The 14,789-nt window shown below is 72.2% G+C and carries 11 protein-coding genes and 1 pseudogene; 8 read left to right on the top strand and 4 right to left on the bottom strand.

Annotation, left to right across the window (positions count from 1 at the left end; translation table 11 throughout):
• Positions 1-106: 106 nt before the first annotated feature.
• Positions 107-220, top strand: a pseudogene (locus ACZ4TV_RS11470) (PhnA domain-containing protein); the annotation flags it as partial.
• Positions 221-277: 57 nt separating this feature from the next.
• On the opposite strand, the gene ACZ4TV_RS11465 reads toward ACZ4TV_RS11470, so the two are convergent.
• On the bottom strand, positions 278-712 hold the full coding sequence (locus ACZ4TV_RS11465; protein ID WP_468133210.1) for a VOC family protein: 435 nt from the start codon (positions 710-712) through the stop codon (positions 278-280).
• Between the two features lie 221 nt (positions 713-933).
• Here ACZ4TV_RS11465 and ACZ4TV_RS11460 point away from each other — a divergent pair, with 221 nt between their 5' ends.
• The 4 genes from ACZ4TV_RS11460 (at position 934) to ACZ4TV_RS11445 (ending at position 4,198) form a co-directional block, all read left to right on the top strand.
• Positions 934-1,689, top strand: coding sequence for a tyrosine-protein phosphatase (locus ACZ4TV_RS11460; protein WP_468133208.1), 756 nt, complete (start codon positions 934-936; stop codon positions 1,687-1,689).
• A gap of 90 nt (positions 1,690-1,779) precedes the next feature.
• Entirely contained in the window at positions 1,780-2,724 is a 945-nt protein-coding gene (locus ACZ4TV_RS11455; RefSeq protein ID WP_468133206.1) for a hypothetical protein, read from the top strand.
• Between the two features lie 18 nt (positions 2,725-2,742).
• Positions 2,743-3,366, top strand: a complete 624-nt coding sequence (locus tag ACZ4TV_RS11450; protein WP_468133204.1) for a hypothetical protein — start codon at positions 2,743-2,745, stop codon at positions 3,364-3,366.
• Positions 3,347-4,198: an inositol monophosphatase family protein gene (locus tag ACZ4TV_RS11445; RefSeq protein WP_468133202.1), complete on the top strand. Its 852-nt coding sequence runs from the start codon at positions 3,347-3,349 to the stop codon at positions 4,196-4,198. Before ACZ4TV_RS11450 ends, ACZ4TV_RS11445 begins: the two co-directional genes overlap by 20 nt.
• Positions 4,199-4,248: 50 nt before the next feature.
• Here the strand turns inward: ACZ4TV_RS11445 and ACZ4TV_RS11440 are convergent, their stop codons facing one another.
• The gene (locus tag ACZ4TV_RS11440) at positions 4,249-5,439 is read right to left on the bottom strand and encodes an SLC13 family permease (RefSeq protein ID WP_468133200.1); all 1,191 of its coding nucleotides are present in this window, start codon (positions 5,437-5,439) and stop codon (positions 4,249-4,251) included.
• Positions 5,440-5,626: 187 nt separating this feature from the next.
• On the opposite strand from ACZ4TV_RS11440, the gene ACZ4TV_RS11435 reads away from it, so the two are divergent.
• Positions 5,627-11,506 (top strand): WD40 domain-containing protein, encoded by a 5,880-nt coding sequence (locus ACZ4TV_RS11435; protein ID WP_468133198.1) that lies wholly within the window; start codon positions 5,627-5,629, stop codon positions 11,504-11,506.
• 69 nt (positions 11,507-11,575) lie between these two features.
• On the opposite strand, the gene ACZ4TV_RS11430 is transcribed toward ACZ4TV_RS11435, so the two are convergent.
• Positions 11,576-12,169 (bottom strand): isochorismatase family protein, encoded by a 594-nt coding sequence (locus ACZ4TV_RS11430; protein ID WP_468133196.1) that lies wholly within the window; start codon positions 12,167-12,169, stop codon positions 11,576-11,578.
• Positions 12,170-12,292: 123 nt separating this feature from the next.
• Between ACZ4TV_RS11430 and ACZ4TV_RS11425 the strand changes: the two genes are divergently transcribed.
• Positions 12,293-13,282: a GlxA family transcriptional regulator gene (locus ACZ4TV_RS11425; protein WP_468133194.1), complete on the top strand. Its 990-nt coding sequence runs from the start codon at positions 12,293-12,295 to the stop codon at positions 13,280-13,282.
• A gap of 42 nt (positions 13,283-13,324) precedes the next feature.
• Here ACZ4TV_RS11425 and ACZ4TV_RS11420 read toward each other — a convergent pair whose 3' ends face one another.
• Positions 13,325-14,110, bottom strand: coding sequence for a DUF72 domain-containing protein (locus ACZ4TV_RS11420; protein ID WP_468133192.1), 786 nt, complete (start codon positions 14,108-14,110; stop codon positions 13,325-13,327).
• Between the two features lie 209 nt (positions 14,111-14,319).
• Here ACZ4TV_RS11420 and ACZ4TV_RS11415 point away from each other — a divergent pair, with 209 nt between their 5' ends.
• Positions 14,320-14,691, top strand: coding sequence for a PRC-barrel domain containing protein (locus ACZ4TV_RS11415; RefSeq protein ID WP_468133190.1), 372 nt, complete (start codon positions 14,320-14,322; stop codon positions 14,689-14,691).
• Positions 14,692-14,789: the final 98 nt, after the last annotated feature.

Below are 14,789 nucleotides of genomic sequence, written 5' to 3'. Positions count from 1 at the left end.
GGGGCCCGGCGGTCCGGCGTCCCCTCGTGAACCGCGCCGACCGGACTCTCGCACACCCCGGACGGTGCCGATCTGCGCCGATGGCCTGAAATACGCTGTCCGGGTGACCAAGGTCCGCAACATCCGCCTCGTCGAGGGTGTCGACGGCCACGACATCGACTGCAAGATCGACGGCTTCGGCTCCATGCAGCTCAAGTCCAGCGTCGTCAGGAAGGTCTGACCGATCGCACCGGCCTCACGGAGCGCGGGGCCGCCCGCCCGGCCGGCCGGGGCCCGGTCAGGTGGCCGGTCCGGAGCACGCCCGGCACGGGCTGCCCGCGACGAGTTCGACTTCAAAACCGTCGTCGTTCTCCAGGTACGCGGCGTGGTGCCGGGCGCCGCCGGCGTGCGGATGGCTGTCGGGGTACATCAGGTGCCAGCCGTGCCGAGCCGCGTCGGTGACCAGCCGGTCGACCGCGGTCTCGTCTTCGACGTGAAAGGCGAGGTGGTTCAGCCCTGGCCGGCAGCGGTCGTGCCGGTCGGCCGTGAGGGCCGGCGACTGCTCGAGGACCAGGTAGGTCGGGCCGAGCCGCCAGCTGCATCCGTTGTGCCAGCTCTGGAAGAGGGTGTGGCCCAGTGACTCCAGCAGCCAGCCGAGAGAGGCGACCGCGCGGTCGAAGTCGGGCACCCACAGCTCGACGTGGTGCAACGTGCCGGTGACGGGCTGATTCACGGTCCTGCCTTCCCGGCCGGCGCGGCATGCGCCGAGCCGAACGTCTTCGACGACGCGCAGGCCGCCGCCGCACCTTTCCGGCCACAGCACTAGACCGTTTCCCGCCAACCGCCGCCCGCAACACCCTAGCCGGGCGCCGGCCGGTCGGCAGCCCCGGCTCGGCGCAACCCGGTGCTTGCGGCATCATCACGAGCGATGCGCCAAGACGAGGGAGAGAGCCGATGAACCGGCATGTCGAGTTCGAGCGCCTGCACAACTTCCGTGACCTGGGCGGCTACCGCTCCGCCGACGGCCGGACCGTCCCGTGGCAGACGCTGTACCGGGCCGACTCGCTCGGCAAACTGCGGGGCGCCGACTGGGAGAAGTTCCTGGAGCTGGGCATCGGCACCGTCATCGACCTGCGTTATCCGTGGGAGATCGAGGCCAAGGGCCGGGTGCCGGAGGCGGAGCGGTTCCACTACGTCAACCTCAGCATCGAGCACCGGCCCTACGACCAGGCCGAGATAGACCCCGAGACCGACCCCTGGCGCTACCTCGCCGACCGGTTCGCGGAGGTCACCGAGGACGGGGCCGAGGAGATCCGCCAGGTTCTGGAGCAGATCGCCGAGGCCCCCGGCCCGGTCGTCTTCCACTGCACCTCGGGCAAGGACCGGACCGGGCTGATCGCCGCGTTCGTCCTCACCCTGCTCGGCGTCGGCCAGGAGCAGATCCTCGCCGACTTCGCGCTCACCGAGCTGGCCACCGAGCGCCTCGCCGCGGACTGGCGGGCCGCCCACCCCGAACGGGTCATGAAATGGCCCAGCTACGGCCGGGCCCCCGCGGTGATCATGGAGCTGGTACTGGCGGACCTGGAGGCCCGGTACGGATCGGCAGAGGGCTACCTCAAGGACCGGGTCGCCCTGTCGGACCGGACGGCGGAGCGACTGCGCGCCCGCCTGCTGACGGGCGGGGGGCGGGAACGACTGACGCCCGCCTGACGCCCGCCGGAGCAGGGCGACGTGAATGCGCTCTGGTGGCGCCGTGGGAGCATCTCCTACCATCGGAACCGGGTGGGAGGGGGTGCGTCCATGGCAGCGCGTGCCGGGCGGCTGGAGCGCTTCGTGGCCTGGGCCCTGCGCAACGCCGACGTCGTGGTCGCCGTGGGCGTCGCCATGGCGGTCGGGCTCCTGGACATCTTCGGCGACGTCGTCAGTGACGACGTGGCCTCCGGTGCCACCCTGGTCGTCCTCGGTCTGCTCGCCACCGGGTCGATCGTGGAGCGGGTGCGCCGGCCGGCGAGCATTCAGGAGGCGATGAGCGGGACCCGCCGGGCCCTTGAAGACCTCGCCATGGTGCGTTCGCTGTCGGGCAACGAGGTCGGCGAAGCGTTGCGCAAGGCCCGGCAGCACACCAACCTCTGGTACTTCAAGGGCGGCACGGGCACCTATCTGCGGGCGGTCACGCTGCCGCTGTGCGTGGCAGCGGCGAAGGAGCAGCGGTCGCAGCTCAATGTGAAGATCGACATCGTCAATCCGGCCGACGAGCGGGCCTGCGCCGCGTACGCCCGGTTCCGGCAGATGTTCGGCGGGCAGCGTCGCGGCGACGACGTGTGGACCACCGACCGGGTCCGCCGGGAGTCGTACGCGACCGTCCTCGCCGCCTGTTGGTACCAGCGGCAGCTGACGACGCTCGAGATCAGCGTGCACCTCTCGGCCGCCGTGCCGACCCTCCGCTTCGACCTGTCCGAGACCTGCCTCGTCATCACCCAGGACGACCCGTCCCGGGTGAACCTGCTGGTGGAGCGGGGTCAACCGCTCTACGACTACTACGTCACCGAGTTGCACCAGAGCCGCGAGCAGGCCACCGTGCTCGATCTGCGCGTCGCCTCCCCGCTCGGCCAGGAGCCCACGGTCGACGAGGTGCGGACGCTCTTCGAGGACCTGCGGTTCCCGCTGCCGCGCGTCTTCACCGACAGCGACATCGGCAAGATCATCGAGAAGGCCCTGCACGCGGAGGACCCCTACAGGAGGTGAGGCGCCCCGGCGCGTGCCATGGACCACGAGCTTGAGAGGACCCTCGTCTCCCTGGAGGAGATCGCCTCCGGGGAACGGCAGTTGCGCGCCGTGCGGCATCCACTCGGATTCCTCTGCCTGCCGCTGCTGAGAGAGGGCCCGCGCGGAATCTGTGTGCACCTCTTCGAGACCCACCACCGTGCCGATCCGGACGCGTCCCCCATGCACGCCCACAGCTGGGAACTGCGCAGCCGCGTGCTCTACGGGCGGCTGGCCAACCTTCCCGTACGGACGCGCGTGGTGGGGGACGGCGAGGAGGGCGCGACCCATCGCGTGTTCGAGGTCTGGAGCGGCAGCGACGGCGTCGACGAGATCCGGCCGACGCCCCTGCTGGTGCGCAGCGAACCGGGCCCCGCCCGCATCAGCTCCGGCGGGGAGACCTACACCCTGGCGGCGGGCGAGTTCCACGCCACCGCCCTCGAAGGCGCCGGCCCCGCGGCCACCCTGGTGCACGGGCTTTCGATCCCCGGGCAGGCCGACCTCTCGCTCGGGCCGCTCGACGGCCGCGCGCGCCGCACGACCCGCCGACTGTGCGACACCGTGCAGACCGTGCGCAGCGTCCATACCGTCCTCAGGAGGATCGATGCCGAACAGCGGGCCTGACTTCGACCACGAGAGGCGGGTCGCCGTCGCCGCGGCGGAGGAGGCGGGCGGCCTGTTGCGCAGGCGCTTCGGTACGGCGCGGTGCCTGCGGACGAAGGGCGCGTCCGGGGACGTCCAGGTGGACCTCGACCTCGCCGCCGAGAAGCTCGTACTGGGCCGGATCCAGCGGCACTTCCCGCACGACCGGATCCTGTCCGAGGAGGCCGGGCTCCTCGACGCGGCGGGCGAACGCACCTGGCTGGTCGACCCGTTGGACGGCAGCAACAACGTCGCGATCGGCCTGCCCGCCTACGTGGTGGGGATCGGATTGTGCCTGGGGAGCACCCCGGTGATGGGAGTGGTGCACGAGCCGGTCACCGGCCAGACCTGGCACGCGGTCAGGGGGCAGGGGGCCCACGGGTCGTCCGGCGCGCTGCCCGGCCCCACCCCCGCGCTGCCGCGCCCGGGGCCCGTCGTCGCCTGGACCCAGGGGTACGCCGTGGAGCGCGGCGACGTGACGGCGGTGGCGCTGCGCGGAACGCTGGAGCTGCGCTGCCGGCGCGTACTCCAGCTGTGGGCGCCGCTGCTGGGGTGGAGCCTGCTGGCGCGCGGCACGATAGACGCCTTCGTCGGCTACCGCGCCGAGGGCGTGGACCTGCCGACGGGGGCGCTCCTCGCGGCCGAGGCGGGGGTGGAACTGCGCACGCTGTCCGGGGCGCGGTTCAGGCCCGGTTTCGCCGGGGACGACACCGGGCGCAGCTTCGTGGCGGGGCGCGGCGAAACCCTTGCGTACCTGCTGCGGGAAGTGGGCGCCGTGTGTCAGCGGGTGCCGTACGCCGACCGGTCCGAGTGAATCCGGTCCGGCCCCGCTGATCCGCGAGCGACGGCATCCGGCAGGGCGGCCTACGTGGTGACCGCCAGCGCCACCGTCGCCGACAGGGTGCCCGCCACCGCGAGCACCAGCCCCGTACCGAGGAAGCGGCCGAGATCGATCCGCGTGCCGTGCCAGCGGCACCGTTCGAACCACAGCAGCGTGGCCAGCGAGGCCCACGGGGTGACGACGGGGCCCACATTGACGCCGATGAGCTGCGCGAGCAGCTGGTGGTGGTTGGCCTCGGGGATGGCCGCCTCACCCGCCATGTAGGCCGGGAGGTTGTTCAGCGCGTTGGAGAAGCCCGCACCGACCGCGGCGGATCTCAGCATCCCGACGATGCCGTTGTCGGACCCCATCGCCGCCGCCAGGATCTCGTGCAGACCATGGGCGTTGACGGTCTCCACGACCAGGAACATCCCCGGAACGAGGACGAGCAGCCGCCAGGGGACCAGCGAGAGGCGCAGCGCTCCCCGGTTGCGGACCGCGAAGGCCACCACCACGACCAGCGCGGCCGCCATCGACGCCGACCACAGCGGCACCTCGGCGACGAGGATCGCCAGCAGGAACCCGGCGCACGCCACCGCGCATACGCGCAGCAGCACCCGGTCCGCGGGGCGCGGCGCCGACGGAGGCACGTAGCGGAGCTGCCCGCGGCGCCCCAGCCGCCAGTAGAAGCCCCACAGGCAGGCCATCGTGACCGTGATGGACGCCAGTTGCGGCGCCCACATGGTGGTGGCCATCTCCCACGGAGTCAGGGCGACCCGGTCGGCGGCCAGCAGGTTCGTCAGGTTCGACACGGGAAGCAGCAGGCTCGCCGTATTGGCCAGCCAGACCGTCGTCATCGCCAGCGGCACGGCCGCGATGCCCACCCGGGTCGCCAGCGCCAGCATCACCGGGGTCAGCAGCACCGCCGTGGTGTCCAGGTTGAGGGTGATGGTGGTGACGGACGCGAACAGGACACAGAGACCGAAGAGGAGGAGGTAGTTGCCCCGGCCCGCCCGCGCCACCCAGGTGGCGACCACATCGAAGACCTCGGCCTTGCCGGTCAGTTCGGCCAGGACGATGACCGTGGCGAGGAACACCAGCAGCGGACCGATGCGCTCCATCACGTCCCCGGCGGGCCCGCTGGGCAGCAGACCCGTGGCGACGCACAGCACACCGAGCGCGAGCAGCCCGCCGGCCAGCCAGTCCAGTGGATGCAGACGCCTGAGGAGAGACACGGGCGACAGAGTCGCACACACACGCGCCCCGGCGTCAGAGGGTGCGGAGGGAATCGGACAGGCCCGCCCGAGCGGGGTAACCGGTGCGCCACCGGCCGCAGGGGCGCCATCGGCAGGACGGAGAGACGGACGGGCCAACGCCGCCGTCGGCGGCACGGCCCGACGCCCCACGCCCTACCATGGCCCCATGGTGACGGACGGGCAATTCGACGCTCCCGCAAGAGAGTTCGACTTCTTCATCAGCTACTCGCCGGCAGACGAACCATGGGCCGCCTGGATCGCCTGGACCCTCGAAGAAGCCGGCTACCGCACGGTGGTGCAGGCCTGGGACTTCGTACCGGGAACCAACTTCATCGACTTCATGGACCGCGGGGTCAGCGAGTCCGTGGCGGTGATAGCCGTCCTCTCCCGTCACTACGAGCGCTCCACCTACGGCCGCATGGAATGGCAGGCCGCGCTCCGGGCGTCGCCCGAATCGCCCGAACGCCGGCTCCTGACCGTGCGGGTGGACGAGATCCCGATCGAGGGACTGCTCGCCACGATCACCTACGTCGACCTGGTGGGCGTGGCCGACACCGACCTCGCCCGCTCCCTGCTGCTGACCCGGGTCGGGCAGGCCGTCGACGGGCATGCCCGCCCGGGCCGGCGGCCCGGCTACCCCGGGAGCGGATCGGGCCCCACCCGCCGTCCGGAGCAGCCGAATCCGGCCCAGCCGCAGCCGAGCGCCCTCGCCGGAACCGGCTGGGCCGGGCGCCGGCGGCCGGCCAGGGCGCCGCTCTACCCGCAGGCTTCCCCGACCGGAGCCGGCAGCGGCCAGGACGCCGTGACCGTCCTGCACCTGGCCGGGCCCGACTTCGGCCGCGGCCGCGAGCCGGACTCGCTCAGCCGGCAGATCCGCGGTGACCTCATCATGCTCAGGGACGCGGGAGCACCCGCCCCCGATCTGATGGTGGTGACCGGGGACCTCACCGCGTCGGGCAGTCCGCGCGAGTGCGACCAGGCCCTCAGTTTCCTCACCGCCTTACGCTCCCAGCTCGACCTGTCCCCCCAGCGGGTGATGGTGGTGCCGGGCGCGCAGGACGTGAACCAGGCCGCGTCCCAGGCCTACTTCCACACCTGCGAGGCCGACGAAGTGGCGCCGCAGCCGCCGTACTGGCCCAAATGGCGCCACTACACCCGGCTCTTCCGCGGCCTCTACCAGGGCCTGGACACCGTCTTCGACAGCGATCAGCCCTGGACCCTCTTCCCGGTTCCCGAACTGGGCACGGTCGTCGCAGGGTTCAACTCCTCCATGGCCTACAGCCACCGCCCCGAGGAGCAGTACGGATTCATCGGCCGCGACCAGGCCGCCTGGTTCGCCGAGGCCATGCGCAGGTACGAGGAAGAAGGCTGGCTGCGCATCGGCGCCCTGCGCCATCCGCTCACCGACGGCCGCCGCCCCGGCGACGCGGTCGGCGGCCCGGGCGGGCTGCGGGACGTGGACACCTTCGCCCGGCTGGCCGCCCCGCGGCTGCACCTGCTGCTGCACGGCCCGACCGGCGGCCCGCGCACCACCGCCACGGACCCGAGCCGCACCCGGCTCGCCTGCGCCGCCGGCGAACTGCCGCTCTTCGGCTCCGCCGCCCCCGCCCGCTTCCAGCTGCTCCAGGTCACCGCCGACGGCGTCACCCGCTGGGACGACCGGATCACGGCCGCGTGCGAGCGCTTCCCCGGCGAATGGAGGCACACCCGCAGGGTCTTCCCCGTCCCCGAACTGCCCCCCGTCATCAACGTCGAGCGCCCCCAGGGAAGGGCTCCCCTGGACGATCCGGCCGCCTCCCTCGCCGAGCGGGTGAAGGAGATCTGCCGGGTGCGGACGGAGGGCGTACGCCTGCGCGACGTCCCGCGCCGCGAACCGGGCGACATGGCGCAGATCATGGCCACCTGGCAGGAACAGGAGGACGGCGTCGTGCGGCAGCAGCGGATCGCCGTCCACCCGGGGACCCCCACCGAGGAGGAGATCGACCGCTTCATCGCCCAGGTGCACGCGACCGACTCCGGCTCCGAGGCCGTCCTGGTGTACGCGGGCGAGGCCCCGGCAGCGGGGCTGCGGCAGCGGGCGGGCAGCCATGGCGTACGGGTCAGGGTGCGCAGCTTCATCGAGTTCCAGGGCCTCCTCGACCTGCGCGGTTACGTCGCCGCCCAAAGCGCCCGGCTCAGCACCAGCGAGCAGTACGCCCCCGGCCTCTACCTGCCCCAGCGCTACCGCGACGCCGACCGCCCCGACGGCCAGCACCGCGCCGGCCAAGACGGCGCCGGCCAAGACGGCTCCGGCCAGGAACGTGACGGTCTCGTCGAGGAGTTGCTGGAGCTCCTGGAGTCCGACCACGGCCGGTTCGTGCTGCTCCTCGGCGACTTCGGACACGGCAAGACCTTCGCCCTGCGCGAGCTGGCCCGCCGCATCGCCGAACAACTCCCGCACCTGACACCGCTGCTGATCCCGCTCAACACCCTCGACCGGGCGCACAGCCTCGAAGGTCTGGTCGCCGCCCACCTGGCCGGCCACGACGTCGACACCATCGACCTGCGCGCCCTGCGCTACATGCTCGCCCAGGGGCGCGTCGTCCTGCTCTTCGACGGCTTCGACGAGCTGGTCCACCGCGTCAGCTACGACCGGGCCGCCGACCATCTCCAGGTCCTCCTCGACGCCGCCGTCGACAACGCCAAGATCGTGGTCAGCAGCCGTACCCAGCACTTCAAGTCGCACGCGCAGGTCCTGACCGCGCTCGGCGAGCGCGTCGGGCTGCTGCCGCAGCGCCGGATCCTGTCCGTCGAGGGCTTCACCCCGGCGCAGATCCGCTCGTACCTGGTACGGAGTTACGGCGACGAGCTCGCGGCCGACCAGCGCTACCGGCTCCTGCGCAACATCCCCGACCTGCTGATGCTCTGCCGCAACCCCCGGCTGCTCTCCTTCGTCGCCGACCTCAGCCAGGACCAGCTGCGGGCGGTCGCCGGAGCGGGCCGTGCGCTCAGCCCGGCGCGGCTGTACGAGGACGTGTTCACCTCCTGGCTCGACTACGAGGAGCTCCGCGGCCAGGGAGGGCCCGGCGCCCCGCCCGGACTGACCATCGAGGAGCTGTGGGCCGCGGTGACCGCGCTGGCCCGGCGGCTGTGGGAGAGCGGCCGCAGCGCCCTCCGGCTCGACGAGCTCACCGAAACGGTGGCCGCCACCCTCAGCGAACTCACCGAGTCCCCGCTCACCCCGGCCGAGCGCGCGCAGGCGGTCGGCGCGGGCAGCCTGCTGGTCCGCAGCGACGACGGCGTCTTCCAGTTCATCCACGGCTCCGTCATCGAATGGCTGGTGGCCAGGGAGGCCGCTCACCAGCTCGCCCGCGGCCGGCACGCACTGCTCTTCGCACGCCCGCTCAGCCAGCTCGCGGTCGAGTTCTTCTGCGATCTCGCCGACCACGAACAGTGCGCCCGATGGGTGCGCGACGTCCTCGACTCACCCGGCCGCGCGGTGAACGACGCCGCCCGCGCCAACGCCGTACGCATCAGCGACCGGCTCCGGGTGCCGGCCAGCGCCGATCTGCGGGGCGCCAGGCTGGCTGGTGAGGACCTCTCGCACCGCGACTTCTCCGGGGTCGACCTCAGCGACGCCGATCTGACCGACACCCGGCTGATCGGCGCCAACCTCTCAGGTGCCCTGCTGCGCAATACCCGGCTGACCGGCGCCCGCCTCGACCGGGCCGACCTCGGCGGGGCCGACCTGACCGGCGCGAATCTGAGCCGGGCCCGGCTGACCCGGGCCGATCTGCGCGGCGCCGTACTGACCGGCAGCCGCTGGCACCGGGCCGCGCTGATCGACGTGACGATGGACGGCGCGGTGCGCTCGGCCCCCGAGCTCAGGACCGCCGCGATCGCCCCCGGGATGCCCGTGGACGCCGGGTTCCGGCCGTCGGCCGTCGGCGTCCCGTACGGCTTCGGCATGCGCACCAGCCGCCTCCCCGAACCGATCGCGTACAGCACCGACGGCGAACTCCTCGCGGTCGGCAGCGAGGACGGCTCCATCCTGGTCTGCGGCGCCGACGACGGCCGCGCCGTGCGCACCCTCCAGGGGCACGAAGGGCGGGTGTACGCGGTGAAGTTCCGGCCGGACGTCATCGCCACCGGGGGATCCGACGGGACGGTACGGCTCTGGGACCCCGTGACCGGAGCCTGCCGCCACAGCCTGGACATCCACCCCGACGGGGTGTGGCCGGTCTCCTTCGACACGGCGGGCACCCTGCTCGCCACGGGCGACCGCGAGGGCCTGGTCACGGTCTGGGACGTGGCCACCGGCGAGCCCGTGCACCGGCTGCCGGGCCACACCGCGCCCGTCTACACCGCGGTCTACGGCCCGGACGGCATGCTGCTCACCGGCGACGCGACCGCGAAGGTACGGCTCTGGGACCTGAACACCGGGCATTGCGTCCGGGAGATCAACGGCCACCAAGGGGCCGTCTACCGCGCCCGGTTCAGCCCCGACGGCACGCTCTTCGCCACCGCCGACCGGGGCGGCGGCGGGCAGGGCGGCACCGTCCGGATCTGGCGGGCGGCCGACGCGCGGCTGCTGCACGAGTTCACCGGACACACCGGCCGCGTGTACGTCCTCGACTTCCACCCCGAGGGCAACCTCCTCGCCAGCGGCGACACCGACGGCCAGGTGCGGCTCTGGGACCCCGTCGTCGGCGCCCCCGCCGGGATCCTCGAACGGGGCACGGGCGCCGTCTACCAAGTGCTGTTCGGCGACGACGGAAAGCTCCTCGCCGCCTGCGACAGCAACGGGGCGGTCCGGCTGTGGACGGTCACCGGGCGACCGCACGGATACGCGATCGCCCTCCACGCCCAGCAGCCTGCCGAGCACCGGGGCACCGCCTGGGCGTGCGCCTTCCGGCCCGGCGACAGCCAACTGCTCACCGTCGGCAACGACGGCGGCGCGCAGATCTGGGACTGCGCCACCGGCCAGGGCAAACGCATCCTGCGCGGCCACGGCCGCCGGATCAGCGGCGTCGCCTTCAGCTCGGACGGCGCGCAGCTGGCGACGGCCGGCAACGACGGGGTCGTACGCCTCTGGGAGACGCGCACGGGGCGGCGTACGCACGAGCTGACCGGGCGCGGCGACCGGCTGGTGTCGGCGGCGTTCAGCCCCAGGGGACCCGTCCTGGCCACGGCCAGCAACGACGGCGACATGTACCTCTGGGACCCGGCGAGCCGCGAGTACCGGGAGCTCGACGCCGAGACCGAGCACGTGTGGGCGGAGGCCTTCAACTCCGACGGCACCCTGCTCGCCACCGCCAACGACGACGACTCCGTGCGGGTCTGGTTCCGCTCCACCGGTTCCCCCGTGTCGAATCTGACCGAACACCGGGGCAGGGTCCGCTCGATCGCCTTCCGCTCGGACAGCGATGTCCTGGCCACCGGCTGCGACGACAGCCGCGTACGGGTGTGGGAGGCCAGGAGCGGCCGGCTCCTGGCGGAGCTCGGGGGGAGCGCAGGGCACGCGGACCGGGTGTACGGCGTCGCGTACGGCCCGGGGAGCGCCTGGCTGGCGAGCGCGAGCTGGGACGGCACCGCCATCGTCTGGCGGGAGGGGGAGGCGAGGCTGCGCCTGCGCGGGCGCGGCGGGCGGCTGTGGGCGGTGGCCGCCCACCCGAGCCGGCCGCTGTTGGCCGCCGCGGGCGACGACCGCGGCATCGGCCTGTGGGACGCCGACACGGGTGAGAACATCACCGACCTCGCCGGCCACACCGGCCGGGTGCTCTCCCTCGCCTTCTCCCCGGACGGTACGACCCTGGCGAGCGGAGCCGAGGACGGCACCGTACGGCTCTGGAACCTCCCGGCGGACGGGGGGCCGCCGTCGTTGCGCGCGACGCTGATGGGGATGACGGACGGCTGGGCGGCGCTGACACCGGCCGGCGGCTACAAGTACGAGGGCGATGTGGCCGGTGAGTTCTGGCACGTCGTCGGGATGTCCCGGTTCACCCCGGGGGAGCTCGACGCGTACCTGCCGGGCGTCCACCGCCTGCCGCTGGGCGAGGAACTCTGACGACACCCCCCAAGGGCCCCGGGCGCCTGATCCGGGCGGGGCCCGGGTCGGGCGCCCGGCCTCGGTGCCTCAGCTCAGGGACGAGGCGGACGGGACGACGACCCCGTACAGGTCGGCGATGGTCGCGAGCGCACTGTGGTGGAGCTGTTCGGCGGACACGTCGGACACCACCGTCCGCAGCGGCCGGGTCGCGCAGGCGTCGGCGACCACCGTGGGCCGGTTGCCCCGCAGGAACGCGCCCTCCACGGTGAAGGTCACGCACATGTTCGTCATGAACCCGGCCACGATGACGTCCTCGTGGCCGGCGGCGTCGAGGTGGTCGGCCAGGTCGGTGCCGACGAAGGCGTTGGGAGCGGCCGTCTTGACGACGACGGGTTCGCCCTCGGCGGGAGCCACCCGGGGGTGGATCCGGCCGATTTCGCTCCGGATGTCGTACGGGGACCCCGCGCCGCCGTCGTTCACCACGTGGATGACCTTCGTACCGGCCTCGCGGGCCCTGGCCAGCAATGCGGCGGCGGCGTCGAGGGCGGGCTCCCATCCCGTCAGCTCCATCACGCCACGGGTGTAGGTGTTCTGGTAGTCGACGAGGATCAGCGTCGCGTCCGCCAGCGAGGCCGGAGTCTGGTCGAAGCCGTTGAGCTCGCGCAAAGTGGTCGTCGTCATGGAAATACCCTTCCGGGGCGGCATGTTGAATGGTTCGCGCCACCACGCGGTGGCCGTGCTGTGAACGCTACGACCCCCCGGACATGTCGGCAATGTCATCCAACTTGCAGATACGGACATCCCTTGAGCACCCTCAAACGGTTCATCGTCGTCGTCCTCTTCGACGGCGTCGACCTGCTGGACGTCACCGGACCGCCCGAGGTGTTCTCCCTGCTGCAACGGGAGGTGGACGACGCGACGGGCTACGACGTGGTCCTGGCCGCCGAGACCATGGACCCCGTGACCACCTCCGCCGGGGTGCGCGTGCTCCCCGACATCACCTTCCAGGAGGTGTCGGGGCGCAGCATCGACACCCTCCTGGTGCCCGGCGCGGTCGAGATCGACGAGCGGCGCCACGTCCGCGCCGTCACCGACCCGACCGTGGTCGACCGGGTCAAGGCGCTCGCCGGCACATCACGACGCGTCGCGTCCGTCTGCGTGGGAGCGCACATCCTCGCGGACGCCGGGCTGCTGGACGGCAAACGCGCCACGACCCACTGGTCGACCGCGCGGCAACTCGCCGCGGAACACCCCTCGATCGAGGTCGACGCGGACCCGATCTTCATCCGCGATCACGACGTGTGGACCGGCGCGGGCATCAGCGCCTGCCTCGACCTGTCACTCGCCCTCGTCGCGGACGACTTCGGGGAGGCCGCCGCGCTCCGCGTCGCCCGGCAGCTCGTGATGTACCTGAAGCGGCCGAGCGGGCAGAGCCAGTTCAGCGTGCCGCTCGAACCCCTTTCGACCACGCGGCGCATCGAGGACCTGCGCCACTACATCACGCGGAACATCGCCGAGCAGCTCACGGTCGCGGACCTCGCCGCGCACGCCCATGTGGGCGAACGGCAGCTCACCCGGATCTTCAAGACCGAACTGGGCATGACCCCGGCCGCCTACATCGAATCGGCCCGCGTCGAGGTGGCGCGCCATCAACTGGAATCCACGGACGCCACCCTCGACCGCATCGCGTCCACCTGCGGCTTCAACACGACCGACACCCTCATCCGTGCCTTCCGCAGGAAACTCGATACGACACCGACGGAGTACCGGAACCGATTCCGGTCCTCCGTCTAGTGCTGTGACCGGGAAGGTTCACCGGGTCAGCCCGCGCAAACGTCAGGAAGCGGACCGCGGCCCCGGGGGCGGCGGCGTACGGCTCACCGTCCTGCCCAGCGCGGCGGCCGTCCGGGCGAACGTGGCGGCGTCGACGACGGCCGCACCACCCAGGTCGTTGTTGAAGTACACGTACACGTCCTCCTCGTCCGGCCACGCGTCGGCGATACGTCGGGCCCAGGACTCCAAGGCCTGGCGGCCGTAGCGGGGCGGTGGCGCGGCGATGCCGCCGTGGAAGCGGACGTAGCCCCATGACGCGGTGCGCCACAGCGGCGTCACCGGGCGCGAGCCCCGGTCCGCCCAGCACAGCGCGCTGCCATGGCGCTCCAGCACCGCCCGTAGCTCGCGCTCCGCCTCCCACCACGAGGCGTGGCGGAATTCGACGGCCACCCGAACGGTGTCCGGGAAGCAGCGCAGGCACGCGTCCAGTGTCCCGACGTCCTCGCGGAACTGGGGCGGCAGTTGCAGCAGGACGGGTCCGAGCCGGCCGCCGAGGCCTTCGGCGTGGTGCAACAGCCTGTGCACCGGCTCCTCCGGGTCGCGCAGGCGCTTCAGATGGGTCAGGTAGCGGCTGGCCTTGACCGCCATGACGAATCCCTCGGGAGTGCGCTCGCGCCAGCGCTCGAAGATCTCCCTCGTGGGAAGCCGGTAGAAGGCGTTGTTGTTCTCGACCGTGGCGAACTGCCGGGCGTACTCCTCCAGCCACAGCCGCTGGGGCTGCCGGGGCGGGTAGAGCACCTCGCGCCAGTCCTTGTACTGCCACCCCGAGGTTCCGACGAGCATGGGCATGGTCCGAACCCTCTCACGCAAGGGGCGTATATCCGGGCATACCGTCAGAATGCGTCCCCTCGTGGGAGAGGGCGCGTCACGGTGGAATGGGTCGCTGATACCGGGGCAGGCGGCAGATACGGCAGAGCGGAAGTTGCTCGTCCGCACGACGGGCGAACAGAAGGAGAGGTGATCCGCTCCGCCTTCTCTCACCAGAGGAGTTGTTTCGCGTGACTGAGCATGTATGGAGCTACCAGCCCACGTCGGGCCACCTGGCGGGCGCCGACCTGACCGGCTACAAGGTCGAGGCGATCGACGGCGGCATCGGCAAGGTCGACAAGCACTCCGACGAGGTCGGTGACGCCTACCTGGTGGTCGACACCGGGGTGTGGATCTTCGGCAAGGAGGTCCTCCTCCCGGCGGGCACGGTGACCCGCATCGATCCGGAGCACGAGAAGATCTACGTGGACCGCACCAAGGAGCAGGTCAAGGACGCCCCGGAGTTCCACCGGGACAAGCACCTCGGCGACCCGGGCTACCGCGAGGAACTGGGCATCTACTACGGGATCGGCGGACCGTTCGGCGGTGGCCGTCCCATCTGACAGCACCCGCTGCGCGCCCGTGGTGCCGGACTCTTCCCCGAGTCCGGCACCACGGGCGTTCGGGGCTGCACGGGCGAACTCCCCGCGTCCTCAGCCCC

Source organism: Streptomyces sp. NPDC028910, from assembly GCF_055564955.1.
This window is presented reverse-complemented; position numbering and strand designations above follow the sequence as displayed.